This is a genomic window from Kitasatospora sp. NPDC002522, from assembly GCF_053595195.1.
On record NZ_JBSFXE010000009.1, the window covers coordinates 1 to 14,442 of the forward strand.

A 14,442-nucleotide genomic window follows, 5' to 3' on the forward strand; every position below is an offset into this window, starting at 1 on the left:
GACAAGGCGAATCCGGGGGTGCATCCGATCGAGTGGTCGCTGGTGTGGGTGGCGCTCGGGGTGGGGGCGTACCTGGTCTGGTCGCGGCTCGAGGGTGCCTGGCCGTTCGGCCCGAAGGAGATCCGCGAGGAGTACCTGACCGCCCAACAGGACGGCACCGACATCGATGCCGTCCCCGCTGAGCCGGCCGCGTAGGGCCGGCTCACCCCCCAACCACCGGTCGGTGGACGGCGCGGCGCCGCACCGCCGTGCTGTCCGCCGGCCGGTCACCACGTGAGGAACCTGTCTTGACCACCGAGACCGCCACGATCGCTTCGACCGCCGCGATCGTTTCTTCCGCCGCGACCGCCAACGGCGCCGCGATGGCGAACGGCGCCGCGACCGCCGTACCGGCCGGAACCGCCGAACTCACCGACGCCGCAGGGACGGACGAGACCGCGGAGAACCGTCCGCGTTCCCACACCGACCACGCCGTGATCGGCATCGACTTCGGTGGCACCAAGACCGAGATCGCGCTCGCCGACGCCGCCGGCACGCCGCTGCGGCGGATCCGGCTGGCCACCCGCGCCGCCGAGGGACCGGACCAGATCCTCGCCCGGACCGCCGACGCGGTCCGCGAACTCGCCGAGCACGCACGGACGGTGTACTCCGCGGAGGTCGCCGGGTACGCGGCCGTCAGCCCCGGGGTGATCCAGAGCGACCGGATCCTGCTCACCCCCAACCTGCCCGGCTGGGAACGCCTCGCCCTCGCCGACCGGCTGCGCCGCGAACTGGACGTACCCGCCGTCGCGATCGCCAACGACGTCCGGGCCGGCGCCCTGGTCGAACTGCGACGCGGCGCGCTGCGCGGCGCCGAGCCCGGCGTCTACCTCAGCCTGGGCACCGGCATCGCCGCCGCCGTCACCCTCGGCGGCCGGGTCCTGACCGGGGCGCACCACGCCGCCGGGGAGATCGGCTACCTCGACCCCGGCCACGGCGACGGCCTGTACATCGACGGCCGCGCCCCGCTGGAGGACCTCGTCGGCGGCAACGCCATCGCCGCCCGCACCGCCGCCGAACTCGGCGAAGCCCTGACCGCCGAGCAGCTGTTCACCCGCACCGACCCCGCCGCCGACCGCCTCGCCCGCCAGGTCCTCGGCGTCCTGGCCACCGCGATCGCCAACATCGCCGTCCTCCTCGACCCCGAACGCCTCGTCATCGGCGGCGGCATGATGGCCGCCCGCACCACCCTGCTCCCCGCCCTCACCGCCCACCTCGCCCGCGCCGTCCCCTTCCCACCCACCGTCCTCCCCGCCCGCTTCACCGCGGACGCCTCCCTGCACGGCGCCATCACCCTGGCCCTCGACCAGGTGGCGGCGGGGGTGTCAGGGACGTCCGGTTGAATGATCCGGTGACTGTGTACGACGTGGCCCGCCGACTTCCCGCCGTTGCCGACCTGCGCGATCTGTGTCGCGCGGTGGCGATGCTCGACGCGATCCTCAGCCCGGACTGGGAGGGGCGGTACCACTCCTTCGACGCCGGGTGGGGCGAGGGGGAGGAGGTCGCTTCGATGCGCAACGGCTCGGGGGACGAGTACTCCATCGTGTTCTCGGCGGCCGGGGCGTACGTCAGGGGCTTCGACCACGAGTCGCCGATGAGCCCGTACGGGCGGGGCCGCGACGAGGACGGCGAGCCGTGGCCGGGCGTGCTCGATGACGTTCCGGAGGTGTTCCGGCCCTTCGTCGAGGAGCCGGCGTTCTCCGACGAGGACGGTGTGCCGGTCGTGACGGCCTGCCTGTGGCGGGAGACGGGGGACGACCGGTGGCGGCACGGGACGATCGAGTTCCCGGCGGGTGGTGATGATCCTGACGGTGCGTCGGGGCTGTTCGCGCTGCTGGTCGACGCGTCGCCGGAGGCGTTCCAGCGGTTCGCCGAGGAGTACTACGAGGTTCCCGTGGACCTGGCGGCGGTGCGCGAGGTCTACGCCCTGCGGCCGCTGGGTCCGGACCTCGTCGCCGCGCTGAACTCCGAGGTGACGCCGGCGGAGTTGGCCGCGGACATCGCCGAGATCGGCTACCCGCAGCAGGGCTGAGCCGTCAGGCGCCGACCGGTCCCGGGGAGGGGTCCGGCTCGGGTGCCGGCGGCTCCGGCGCGGGCGGTGCGGGCGTCGGTGGCCCGGGGTCCGGCGGGGCGGGTGGCGGGACCGGTGGGCTGATCGGCGGATCGGTGGGGCGCGGCGGGCTGTCCGGGGGGTCCGGCGGGCGGACGTCGGGGTCGGAGGGGATCGGGATGGTCACGGTGCTCACCGTCCGAGGGCGTGGGCGTTGATGTTTCGACGCATACCCGGAGAAGAACGGATGAACCGGTCCGATGGCCCCGGCCCGGACGCGTGATCGCCGTCCGTCTGGAGCGCGATCCGCGGAGCCTCCGTCATCGACGAAGGCTTGTGTTGCATACCTCTTGAGTTGCAGCCGACATATGTGTCAGTCTCATTTCGCCCCGCCGGGCCCCCCGGTAGCGGGCAGTGCGTACCGCTTTCCGCCTCCATTCATTGTGAGCGCTCACAATGAATGAGACGCCGCAACTCTCCTCGCGAGAGTGTCTTGTGCTCCGATGGGCGGCTCCGAACTGGCTGAATGACCCGCTCCACCCTGCCGGGACCGGGAAGTCCGTACGTCCTTCCGCGCTGCACCCGGCGGTATTCGAGCGGTTGTCGCCGTGCAGATGAGTCCTATCCATCGGGCCGAGAGTGTCGTACCAATTGTTCCGCACTCATGTCCTTACTCGAGGGAGGCTCCGATGCACCACCGCACGTCCTCCGTTTCCACCGGCTTACGCCCGCTCAGGCCGGCCGCCGTCCTGTTCCTGGTCCTCGCGATGGCGATGGCCGTCCTCGGTGGCCGGGCCGCCGCGAGCGGTCCCGCCCCGGGCGCGGAGCGCGCTGCCGCTGCTCTCCCCGCAGCGGCAGCGGCGCTGCCCTGCGACCTGTACGCGGCAGGGAGCGCACCCTGCATCGCGGCCCACGCGACGACCCGGGCGCTGTTCGCGGCGTACAACGGGCCGCTCTACCAGGTCCAGCGCGCGTCCGACCACACCACCCGCGACGTCGGCCTGCTCTCCGTCGGCGGGTACGCCGACGCGTCGGCGCAGACGTCGTTCTGCGCCGGAACGTCGTGCATCATCACCAAGATCTACGACCAGACCAGCCGCCACAACGACCTGCCCATCTCGTCGGGCGGCTACTGGAAGGGCCCGGGACCGAACGGCGCCGACATCGGCGCCGACGCCGCGGCGCTGCCCGTCATGGCGGGCGGTCACCAGGTCTTCGGCGTCAAGGTCACCCAGGGCGTGGGCTACCGCGTCGACCACGCCAACGGGGCTCCCACCGGCTCCCAGCCCGAGGGCATCTACATGGTGACCTCGTCCGACTTCACCAACCAATGGTGCTGCTTCGACTACGGAAGCGGCGAGAACAGCCACACCGACACCGGCAACGCCACCATGAACGCCATCTACTGGGGCAACGCTTGCTGGTTCGGCGGCTGCACCGGCACCGGCCCCTGGGTCGAGGCCGACCTGGAGAACGGGATGTTCCACACCAACACCGGCTCCAACAAGGACCCCAACAACCAGGGCGTGCACTACCCCTTCGTCACCGCCCTGGAGAAGAACAACGGGACCAGCAACTTCACCCTGAAGTACGGGAACGCGGCGAGCGGCGGGCTCACCACCACCTACTCCGGTGCGCTGCCGGGCGGCTACTCGCCGATGAAGACCGACAGCTCCCTGCTGCTCGGGACCGGCGGCGACAACAGCGTCTCCGGCCAGGGCGAGTTCTTCGAGGGCGCCATCACCGCGGGCTTCCCGACCGACGCCACCGAGAACTCGGTGCAGACGAGCGTCAACGCCGCGGGCTACGGGACCAGCGGCGGTGGCGCGGCCGCCCCGCTGCGCAGCACCAGCGCCAACCGCTGCCTGGACGTCCCGAACAGCAGTCAGACCAACGGCACGCAGACCCAGTTGTGGGACTGCCACGGCGGCACGAACCAGCAGTGGACGCCGACCGCCGCGAAGGAACTGCGGGTCTTCGGCGGCAAGTGCCTGGATGCCGAGGCCAAGGGCACCGCGAACGGCACCAAGGCGATCATCTGGGACTGCAACGGCCAGACCAACCAGCAGTGGAACCTCAACGCCGACGGCACCGTCACCGGCGTCCAGTCCGGCCTGTGCCTGGACGTCAGCGCCTACGGCACCGCGAACGGCACCCTGATCCAGTTGTGGCAGTGCACCGGTGCCAGCAACCAGAAATGGGCCCGCAGTTGAGCTGAGGCGCCCACCCGCGCGCACGAACCCGTCCCCGGCCGGCACCGGCCGGGGACGCTCCATGAGGGCGGCGCTCCAGCCGCCCCGCCCTGCCCCGCCACACCACCCATGCGAGGAGAGAGCGACCCCATGAAGCCCACCCAACGCAGGATTCCGGCGTCTCGCCGCACGAGAGGGTCCGTCGCCGCGGCCCTGACGGTCGCCGCCGCCGTGATCGCGCCCGCCGCGGTCTCGCAGGCGGCGACGGCGACCACCCTGTACGTGTCGCCGACCGGAAGCGGTACCGCCTGCTCCGCCGCGGCGCCCTGCTCCCTGACCCAGGCGAAGACCTCCGTGGAGGCCGTCAACGGGAACATGTCCGGCGACATCGTGGTGCAGCTCGCGGGCGGCACCTACCGGCTGTCCGCGCCGCTCACGCTCGGCAGCGCCGACTCGGGCAGCAACGGCCACCGGGTGATCTGGCAGGCCGCCCCCGGCGCGAGTCCGGTGTTGTCGGGCGGGCAGCAGGTGACCGGCTGGACCCTGAAGGACTCCGCGAACAACATCTACGCGGCGTCGGTCCCGACCGGAGCCGACTCCCGGCAGCTGTACGTCGACGGGATGCTGGCGCCGCGGGCGGCGATCCCGATCTCGCGCAGCGACGTGAACATCACCGCGAGCGGGATGACCATCACCAACCCGGCGCTGAACTACCTGGCTTCGCTGCCGCAGCAGAGCCGGATCGAGCTGGAGAGCCAGAACTCCTTCACCGACCGCTTCGCCCCGGTGCAGTCCATCAGCGGGACCACCGTGACCATGCAGCAGCCGGCGTGGAACAACAACAACTGGGGCTACGACACCCTGGCCAAGCCCTTCGCCGGCGGGTCGCTGCAGTTGGAGAACTCCTACGCGTTCCTGAAGACCGCCGGGCAGTGGTTCCTGGACCCGCAGGCGGGCCAGCTGTACTACAAGGCCCCCGCGGGCTGGTCCGCCACCGCGCACGACATCGAACTGCCGCGGCTGACCTCCCTGTTGCAGATCGGCGGCAGCTACACCAACCCCGCGCACGACCTCACCTTCCAGGGCATCGGCTTCGCGCACACCACCTGGCTGCAGCCCAGCACCTCCGTCGGTTACGCGGACCAGCAGAGCGGGGCGTTCCTGGGGAGCGCCGTCACCCAGCCCGCGGACTTCATGACCTCCTGCCAGTCGGGATGCCAGCTGTTCGAGGCCGCGCGCAACAGCTGGAGCCAGGTGCCCGCGGCCGTGCAGGTCTCGGCGGCCTCCTCCGTCACCTTCTCCGGGAACACGTTCGCCCACCTGGGCCAGGTGGGTCTCGGCATCGGCAACGACGCCAACGCCCACGCCTCCGGCGTCGGCCTGGGAGCCTCGGGCATCACGGTCTCGGGCAACACCTTCACCGACGACTCCGGGGCGGGCATCGTGGTCGGCGGCGTGCAGCCCGACGCCCACCACCCGTCCAACGCGGCGATGACGAACCAGAACATCACCATCCAGGACAACCAGATCAGCGACGTCGCCAAGGACTACAAGGACATGGCCGGGATCCTCTCGACCTACGTCACGCACGCCGTCATCACCCACAACGAGGTCTCGAACCTCGCCTACGACGGCATCGACGTCGGCTGGGGCTGGGGCGCCAACGACATCGGCGGCAGCCAGGACTACCGCAACCGCGGCCTCTACAACTACCAGCCCGTCTACACCACGGCGACGACCCTGAAGAACACCGTGGTCAGCTACAACAAGGTGCACGGCACCAAGAAGGTGTTCCACGACGGCGGCAGCATCTACAGCCTGTCCGCGAACCCCGGCACGAGCATCGACCACAACTACGTCTACGACAACAAGAACACCGTCGGCCTCTACCTCGACGAGGGCTCCCGCTCCGAGACCCTGAGCAGCAACGTGGTCCAGGACTCCGGCGTGTGGGCCTTCACCAACGCGAGCGGCAGCAACAACACCAACGACAACACCTTCTCCGGCAACTGGTACAACGGCGGCGCCACCCAGGTCGCCACCGGCGCCCCGCACAACAACGTCCTCACCGGCAACGTCCAGGTCAGCGGCACCAACTGGCCGTCCGGGGCGCAGCAGGTGATCGCCCAGGCGGGCGTGACGAGCGGCGGCAGCGGCAGCACCACCGGAGCGCTGCACGCCGTGGGCGCGGGCAAGTGCCTGGACATCCCGAACGGGTCGACCACCCTGGGCACCCAGACCGAGATCTGGGACTGCAACGGCCAGGCCAACCAGACCTTCACCCGCACCGCGAACGGCGAGTTGACGGTCTACAGCGGCTCCGGCCAGCTCTGCCTGGACGCCTACGGCAAGGGCACCACCAACGGCACCAAGGTCGCGATCTGGACCTGCAACGGGCAGACCAACCAGCAGTGGACCTTCAACGCCAACGGCACCGTCACCGGAGTCCAGTCCGGACTCTGCCTGGACGTGACCGGCGTCTCCACCAGCAACGGCGCACTGGTGCAACTGTGGGCCTGCAGCGGCCAGTCCAACCAGCAGTGGACCCTCTCCTGACGATGCGTCAGGTGAGCGCCGTCGGCTGAACTCAGGCGCGGGCGACGGCAGACGGCGTCGGGGCCGGTCCCACCGCGGGGTGGGACCGGCCCCGACGTACTGGTTCAGCTGCGCAGACTCCACTGCTGGTTGCCCGCGCCGGAGCAGGCCCACAGCTGGATCTTCGTCCCGTTCGCGGTGCCCGTGCCGGTCGCGTCCAGACAGAGGCCGGACTGCACTCCGGTGATCGAGCCGTCGGAGTTGACGTTCCACTGCTGGTTGGTCTGCCCGTTGCAGTCCCAGATCACCACGGCGGTGCCGTTGCTGGTCCCCTTGGCCGAGGCGTCCAGGCACTTGTTGCCGTAGACCATGAGCTGCTTGCCCGCCGTGTAGGTCCAGCGCTGGTTGGTCCCGCCGTGGCAGTCCCACAGCTGGGTCTGCGTGCCGTTGGTCGTCGAGGCGCCGCCGACGTCCACGCAACGGCCCGACGCCTGGCCCACGATCTCCTGGTTGCTGCCGGGCGGCGGGGGAGGAGTGGTGCCGGAGCCGAACTGGCTGAAGAACTTCCACACCTCGCCGGACGTCCAGGTGTGCCAGCCGTCGCAGGTGCACCCGTCGATGGGGCCGGGGTCGTGGCCCGCGCCGTCGAACGCGGCCCAGACGACCGGATACCCGGACTTGCACCCGGAGTACGCGGTGACGACGTGCGTCAGGCTGCCGGACGCGGGCTCCGGCGGGTTCTGCGGGGTACAGCCGTTGTTCCGGACGAACTGGTCACGCAGCGCCCGTCCCCCGGAGATGGGCAGGACGTTGTCCCGGAGGCCGTGGAGCCCCATGTACGCGATCGGCTGGGTGCCGCCGCTGCAGCCGCTGAGGTTCGCCCCGGAGTAGACCGCGACCGCGCGGAAGACCGTCGGCCGGGCGCACGCGAGCGCGTAGGTCATCGAGCCGCCGTAGCTGAAACCGGTCGAGTACAGCTGGGTGGTGTCGATGCACAGGCCGGCTTCGAGCTGCCTGGTCATGTCGTCGACGAAGGTGAGGTCCTGGCCGTTGGAGTTGCCCCAGCCGTTGTTGATGCCCTGCGGCGCGACGAAGACGGTGCCGTTGTTGTCGTTGTCCGCCAGGCGCCGCAGCCCGTAGTAGGACCAGTTGTACCCGTCGGTGCCGCCGGAGTCGACGTCGTTGGCGGTGCCGCCCACCCAGTGGAAGCCGAAGACCAGCCGGTAGGAACGGTTCTGGTCGTAGTTGGCCGGGACCCGCAGGATGTACGTGCGGTTCTGGCCGCTGCTGGAGATCGTGTGGGTGCCGCTCGCCAGCGCGGGCGCCTTGCCACAGCCGGCGCTACCCGCAGCGGTGACGGCGGCGGCCCTGACCGGAGCGGCGGTCGCACTGGCGCCGGAGCCCAGCGTCATGCTGATCGCGGCCAGCATCACGACCAGCGAGGCCAGCACGGGTGTGAACAGGGATCTGCGTTTCATGGCTCTTCCTTCGCTGTGGGTGGACAGGAGCTCAGGGCGCTGGCAGGCGGATCTTCCGTCGTCCAGCTGAAACGGTCCGATGACGCGCGGTCGGACCCGCGGTGCTGCGCGCGGGTGGGGCACCGCCTGAGGCGCACTGTGGTGCGGGGCTCGCCGAATGTGAGCGCTCACATTCGGGTGAAGGTCTGCTCCTCGAAGGCACGTGCAGAGTGTTGTGAGGGCGACGGCGGCAGCGTGCATCGCTCGGCGCACGCAGTCAACTCCGGCGCGGGCGGGCCGGCTTCGAGGTCGGTGGCGCGACGATTGCGGGTGCCGGCCGCCGTCGCGCGCGACGTGCCAGCTCAGGGCCGGGGGCGCCGGTTCGACCGGCGGTGCGGTGGTGACGCTTCGTCGGGTGCGGCGGCTGCCGTCCGTGCTGCGGGGCGAGTGAAAGTTTCTCGTCGGCCCGCGAAATCCGGGGCGGCGCAACGGCGGGTCGGCGGTCGATGGGTGCGGCGTTCGATCGCGTCGCGGGACTGGCCGCACTGTCGCCACGCGCAGGTCGCCGGTCCGCGACGACGGTCGCGGCGGGTGCGGAGCCTGGCGGTGCGGTGGCGGCTGATGTCCGCGAATCGTCCGACTCGGTCCGGATTTATCCGTGAATTCCGCCCCCATTCCGGAACCCCGCCCGGGTGTCCGTGCCTGCCGCGGGAAATCGGGTGCGGAATCCTGTGAACATCGATTTCGGTGCCGAACCGCTCTTCTCCTGGTATGTCGTGCTGCTGCTCATCAGCGGCGTGGCGATGGTCGGGATCGGCCTGCTCAACAACTCCGGCCTGAGCAACGGCTGGCGCATCTTCAATGCGGTTGCCGGTGTCGGCTTCGTCGGTTACGGCTTTTACCTCGGATTCCTCTTCGAGGGCGGCACGTACATGATTTTCTTCAAGGCGTTCATTCTGCCGGTCGTGATGGTCGTCAACTTCGTCCGGTCGCTGGCGAACCGCACCCGGGCCACCGCCTCCGTGCCCGCGCAGCCGCAGCCGCAGGCCCCGCAGCAGCCCGAGTTGACCGACACCAACCAGGCCGGCTGACTCGGGCGTCGGACATTGCACTGACGCCCGCTGGGCAAGGGAAGCCGTTCGGAACGCCGTCGTGGTGACGGTGATCCGGACGGCTTCTGTGCTGGGGCCGTCGGGCGGTCGAGCGCCCGCGGTGGTGCGGGTGGCGGCGGTCGGGCCGCGGGCGGGCGGGGTGTGAACCGCGAAGGGGGGCCGCACGTCGAGGGGGGTGCGTGCCGCCTTCGCCGTCGCGGCGAGTCGCGCGTGCGAGGTCCGAGACCGAGGACGGAGAGTGCGATGGGACTGGCCGAGGCCCTGTGGAGCGCCGAGAGCGCGGGACTGGCGACGGGGGGCGTGGCCGGGCTGGGTACTGCCGCGCCCCGGCGGGCCGAGGCCGGTGCGGTGGTGACCGCCATGGTCCGCCCGCCCGACTACCGGCCGTACCGGTCGACGCGGATCCCGTGCGACCCGGAGGGGCTCGCGGCCGCCCGGGAGGCCCTGGTCGCGGCCCGGTCGCCGGGCCTGCGGGACGCCCTGCTCGCCGGGCCGGTCGGCGACACGTTGCGCAGGGTCGCCGGGCGGCACGCCGCGACCCTCTGGGACCAGGGCGGCGGCCGGACCGCCCGGGGCCTGGCCGGGCTGGCCGCCGTCTCACCCAGCAAGGGCGGCGAGGCGAACCGGCTGTGGACGGAGTACCGGCGGCGCAACCCCGGTTCGGTCGACCAGGTGATGACCATGCGGGACTACCTCGGTGCGGTCTACTCGTGGACCTTCCCGCGGGCCGGCCTCGACCAGCTCGACCTGTTCGCCTCCATGCTGTGCTTCACCCTGGCCGCCGACTTCGTCGGTGCCGCTGACGGCTCCGGCGTCGACTCCGCCGAACCGTACCTGCGCGCCGCCGGCGAGGGGTACGCCCGCCTGACCGGCAGCGCACCGGACCTGATGGCCCGTGAGATGGCCCTGGGCGCGGCCCTCACCTACCTCAAGGACGAACTCCAGGAAGACGCCGCGAAGGGCACGCTCTCCCTCGACCGCGACGAACCGGCCGCGACCCCGGAGGACTGTGTGGTCTCCCGCTGGTGGGAGGGCTTCTACCCGCCGCTGGTCCGGGTGGTCGCCGGATCGGCCGGCTACCGCCACCTGGCCGGCCTCGACGGGACCTTCCGCCCCGCCGTCTCCTGCCCTTCCACCGCCCGCGTGCTGACCAGCGTGCTGCGCTACGACGACGTCATCGACGCGGTGCCGGACGCCCTGAACCACGAGACCGGCAACGAGTTCCTCAGTGCCCTCGCCCACCACGGACCCGAGGCCACCGCCGACTACGGGCACGCCCTCGCCGCGTCCACCGACGCCGCCCTGGCCTGCGACTGCGGCGTGCCCGGACACGACGAGGCGGCCGAACACGCCATGGGATTCAGCGTGTTCTACCCGCTGATCCCGCGCTACAACGTGCGCCGCCAACTCCTCGCCTACCAGCGCACCGGCGGTGACACCGCCCGCGCCGCCGCCCCGCCCGCGCCCGGCACCAGGCTGCGCACCGTCCGGCCCGCGCCCGGCACCGCCCTGCACACGCCCGACTGGGCCGCTGCCTGGCAGCCCCACCGGCGTACCGTCGAGGAGACCGCCCACCTGGTGACCCGCCGCATGCTCGCCGGCACCGCCGCACCCGCCGGCTGCATCGCTGCCGCGGCGAGCGTGCTGGCCCGCTGCGACCAGGCCGACGACCTCGACGCCTACCGTCAACTCGCGGGCGGATGGCAGCAGTCGTTCGACACGGCGCTGGCCGCCAACGGGCTGTACGGGATTGCTCCCGCAGCCGCGCTGCGGGAGGCGATCGGTGCGATCTGGGGCCACATCGCGCTCGCGGCGGCCGCCGACCGGGACGCCGCCCTCTTCATCGACACCGACCTCGCCGTCCGCGCCACCTACCGCCTCGCCCCCGCCGACGGGCACCGGCTGCGCCGGGCGTTCTTCGGGGTGGTCTCCAGTTCCCTCGAGCTCTCCGGGTTCAACCCGTACCAGCGCCTCGCCCACACCGTCAGCGCCGCCTGCCGCTGACGGCCGGCCCGGGGGGGGCCGGGGCCTCGGTCCCATCGGTCCCCTCGATGTCGAGATCACCCGAACCCGGTCGCCGCAGAACGGGATCAAAGACCTGCGAAGGGCGGGTCTAGACTCCGGGCAGGGCATCCGGCGCCGTGGGGCGTCGGAGCGCCTCGGCCGGTCGGCGAGAAGCGAGGTGTCGTGCAGGTTCTGCTGCTGGGGCCGGTGGAACTCCGGGACGTGGACGGCTCGGTGGTGCGCATCGGCGGTGCCCGCCGACGGGCGGTGCTGGCCGTGCTCGCGCTGAACGCCAATCGGGAGGTGACGGTCGACCGGCTGCTCGAACTGGTGTGGGGAGAGGACCATCCCCCGACCGCGAAGGCCGCCCTGCAGGGCCACGTGTCCCAGCTCCGCGCCCTGCTCGACGACAGCCTGCGCCTGGAGACCACCGCCTCCGGCTACCAGTTGCGCACCGAGCCCGGTCACACCGACGTCCAGCGGATGGAGCGGCTGCTCGCCGACGCGGGCACCGCCGGTGGGCCGGCCGCGGTACCGCTGCTGCGGGAGGCGCTCGGTCTGTGGCGCGGGCGGGTCCTCACGGACTGCGACTCGCCGAAGCTGCGGGAGACCGAAGGAGCCAGGCTCGAGGACGTCCGACTGCGGGCCACCGAGGCGCTCGCCGAGCACGTGCTGGCGGACGGTCAGGGGCCGTCCGTGACCGACGAGTTGACGGACCGGCTGGCGGAGAACCCGCTGCGCGAGTCGCTGGTACGGCTGGTGATGCTCTGCCTGGCGCAGGAAGGCCGGCCGGCCGAGGCGATCGCCGTGTACGAGGAGGCCCGGGCCCGACTGCTGGACGAACTCGGCCTGACGCCCGGCAGCGCACTGCAGGAGGCGCTCGTCCAGGTGTCGGCGGCCCCGCCCACCACGACCGCGGCCGCCCCCGCTGCCGCATCGGATCGCCCTGCCGCCCCCACCGGCGAGCCACTGCGGACACTCCTCGCCCCGACCGTGGTCGACCTGCTCCCGCGCGAGCCGCGCGGTTTCACCGGCCGCGATCGGGAACTCGCCCGGCTCGGCGAACTCGCCCGACCGGGCGGCGACGGGGCGGTCCTGGTCGCCGGGCCGCCCGGTGTCGGCAAGAGCGCCCTGGTCGTGCACTGGGCACGGCGCAACGCCGAACGGTTCCCGGACGGACGAATCCTGGTCAACCTGCGCGGCTTCGACGAGACCGAACCGCTGCGCGCCGAGGAGGCCCTGGCGATCGTGCTGCGGGCGCTCGGCGTGGACAGCCGGGAGGTGCCGACCGGCCTGGACGAGGCCGCCGCCCGCTACCGGGCCGAACTCGCTGGCCGGCGCGTCCTGTTGGTACTCGACAACGCCCGCAGCGGGGCCCAGGTGCTGCCGCTGCTGCCCGACGAATCGGGCTGTGTCGCGGTGGTCACCAGCCGCCACCGGCTGATGGACCTGGAAGCCGGGCACGGGGTGCCGATCGTGGCGCTGGAGGCGCTGGAGCACGCCGCCGCGCGCGATGTGCTCGCGGGACTGGTCGGCCCGGCCCGGATGGCGGCCGAACCGGCGGCGGCGCAGCGGGTGGTGGAGTTGTGCGACGGGCTGCCGCTGGCGATCCGGATCGCCGGCGCCCGGCTCGCGGTCCGCCCGGACTGGCCGCTCAGCGCCCTGGTCGGCGAACTCGCCGACGAGCGCTCCCGGCTGGCCACCCTCGCCACCACGGGCACCCTGAGCATCGAGGCGGCCCTGGAACTGACGGTCCGTACGCTGCCCGCCGGGGCCGCCGAGCTCTTCCGGCTGCTCGGGGTCCACCCCGCGCAGCAGGTCGGCATCCAGGCGGCCGCCGCGCTCGCCGACACCGACCGGCGCGCCGCGCGCCAGGCACTCGACGTGCTGCACCTGGCCCACCTGGTCCAGGAGACCGCGCCCGGGCGGTTCGCCCGGCACGACCTGGTCCGGATCTACGCCCGGCAACTCGCCGAGCAGCTCCCCGCGAGCGAGCGCGACGCCGCGCTGGCCCGGTTGGTCGACCACTACCTGGCCACCGCCGCGGCAGCCGTCGCACCGTCCCGGCCCGACGCCCGCCGCCACGTCCCCGCGCCGCGGCCCGGCGACCAGCCCCCGGCCTTCGGCGGCGCCGCCGGGGCACTCACCTGGTTCCGCACCGAGGAACCCGCGATCCGCGACCTGGTCACCCTGACCTGCGACTGGCGGCGCCCCGCGTTCGCGGGCCGACTGGTGGAGAACGCCGGATACCTCTACAACGACGCCGGACTGTTCCGCGAATGGGAGCAGGTCGCGTCCCGGGCGCTCGCCGCGCTCACCGCCGAGGCCGAGGACCACAACTGGCCGCACCTGTATTCCAACCACAGCCTGTCGCTGGGCTGGCTGGGACGCCACGAGGAGGCGCTGCAGCGCTCCGAGCGGGCCGCGGAGCTCGCCGAGGGCGACGACCGGCCGCTGTTGCGGCACCGGTTCCTGGCCATGAAGGCCAGCTTCCTGCCGGACGCCGACGCTGAGGCCGACGCGGTCGAACACATCAAGGCGGCCATCGAGGGCTGCCGGCAGCTGGGCGACGGTCGGCTGCTGTCCCAGGCGCTGAACAACCTGGCCGACTCCCTGGTGGTGCTCGGTCGGCCCGAGGACGCCCTGGAGCCGGTCGAGGAGGCGCTGCACCTGCTGGCCGGACGGGAGTTCGACCCGTTCACGGTCGTCACCACCAAGACCTACGCCCAGGTCCTGCACGCACTCGGCCGCACCCCGGAGGCGCTGGTCCAGATCGAGCGCATGCGGGAACTCGGCCGGGCCCAGGGCAGCGACGCCCACGCCGAGTTCGACTACGCCCACTTCATGGGCCAGGTCCACTACGACGCGGGCCGCACCGTCGAGGCCCACGAGCAGTGGGAGCGGGCCCTGCGCCTCGCCCGCGAACAGGGTCGCAGCACCGGACCGGTCAAGGCGGTCGAAGACCTCCTGGCCAGGGCCCGCACCGCCGAAGCCTGACGCCTGGCCCGGTACGGGCCAGGGGGTGAACCCGGCGGCCCGGACGGCCCGTTGTC

Annotated in this window: 8 protein-coding genes and 1 pseudogene; 8 read left to right on the forward strand and 1 reads right to left on the reverse strand. The window is 72.2% G+C overall.

Translation table 11 applies throughout. The features are described from left to right. From ACWD4U_RS09600 to ACWD4U_RS09620, 5 genes and pseudogenes are all read left to right on the forward strand, one after another. Positions 1-195: pseudogene (locus ACWD4U_RS09600) on the forward strand (amino acid permease); the annotation flags it as partial. 92 nt (positions 196-287) lie between these two features. After that, positions 288-1,382: an ROK family protein gene (locus tag ACWD4U_RS09605; RefSeq protein ID WP_363450694.1), complete on the forward strand. Its 1,095-nt coding sequence runs from the start codon at positions 288-290 to the stop codon at positions 1,380-1,382. Between the two features lie 8 nt (positions 1,383-1,390). Continuing rightward, a complete protein-coding gene (locus ACWD4U_RS09610) occupies positions 1,391-2,071 on the forward strand; it encodes a hypothetical protein (protein ID WP_363450692.1) in 681 nt (226 codons plus the stop codon). A 707-nt stretch (positions 2,072-2,778) separates the two neighbouring features. Beyond that, positions 2,779-4,302, forward strand: a complete 1,524-nt coding sequence (locus tag ACWD4U_RS09615; RefSeq protein WP_363450690.1) for an arabinofuranosidase catalytic domain-containing protein — start codon at positions 2,779-2,781, stop codon at positions 4,300-4,302. A gap of 129 nt (positions 4,303-4,431) precedes the next feature. After that, on the forward strand, positions 4,432-6,837 hold the full coding sequence (locus ACWD4U_RS09620; RefSeq protein ID WP_363450688.1) for a ricin-type beta-trefoil lectin domain protein: 2,406 nt from the start codon (positions 4,432-4,434) through the stop codon (positions 6,835-6,837). Positions 6,838-6,941: 104 nt separating this feature from the next. On the opposite strand, the gene ACWD4U_RS09625 is transcribed toward ACWD4U_RS09620, so the two are convergent. Further along, positions 6,942-8,294: a ricin-type beta-trefoil lectin domain protein gene (locus ACWD4U_RS09625; protein ID WP_363450686.1), complete on the reverse strand. Its 1,353-nt coding sequence runs from the start codon at positions 8,292-8,294 to the stop codon at positions 6,942-6,944. A 710-nt stretch (positions 8,295-9,004) separates the two neighbouring features. Here ACWD4U_RS09625 and ACWD4U_RS09630 point away from each other — a divergent pair. The 3 genes from ACWD4U_RS09630 (at position 9,005) to ACWD4U_RS09640 (ending at position 14,386) form a co-directional block, all read left to right on the forward strand. Beyond that, complete coding sequence (locus ACWD4U_RS09630) at positions 9,005-9,364, forward strand: hypothetical protein (RefSeq protein WP_363450684.1); 360 nt, start codon at positions 9,005-9,007, stop codon at positions 9,362-9,364. Between the two features lie 264 nt (positions 9,365-9,628). Continuing rightward, positions 9,629-11,389: a hypothetical protein gene (locus tag ACWD4U_RS09635; protein ID WP_363450682.1), complete on the forward strand. Its 1,761-nt coding sequence runs from the start codon at positions 9,629-9,631 to the stop codon at positions 11,387-11,389. Positions 11,390-11,572: 183 nt separating this feature from the next. Further along, positions 11,573-14,386: an AfsR/SARP family transcriptional regulator gene (locus ACWD4U_RS09640; protein WP_363450680.1), complete on the forward strand. Its 2,814-nt coding sequence runs from the start codon at positions 11,573-11,575 to the stop codon at positions 14,384-14,386. Positions 14,387-14,442: the final 56 nt, after the last annotated feature.

Coding starts and splice junctions, on each gene's coding strand:
- ACWD4U_RS09615 (WP_363450690.1), top strand. CDS start 2,779: ATGCACCACCGCACGTCCTCCGTTTCCACCGGCTTACGCCCGCTCAGG.
- ACWD4U_RS09620 (WP_363450688.1), top strand. CDS start 4,432: ATGAAGCCCACCCAACGCAGGATTCCGGCGTCTCGCCGCACGAGAGGG.
- ACWD4U_RS09625 (WP_363450686.1), bottom strand. CDS start 8,294: ATGAAACGCAGATCCCTGTTCACACCCGTGCTGGCCTCGCTGGTCGTG.
- ACWD4U_RS09635 (WP_363450682.1), top strand. CDS start 9,629: ATGGGACTGGCCGAGGCCCTGTGGAGCGCCGAGAGCGCGGGACTGGCG.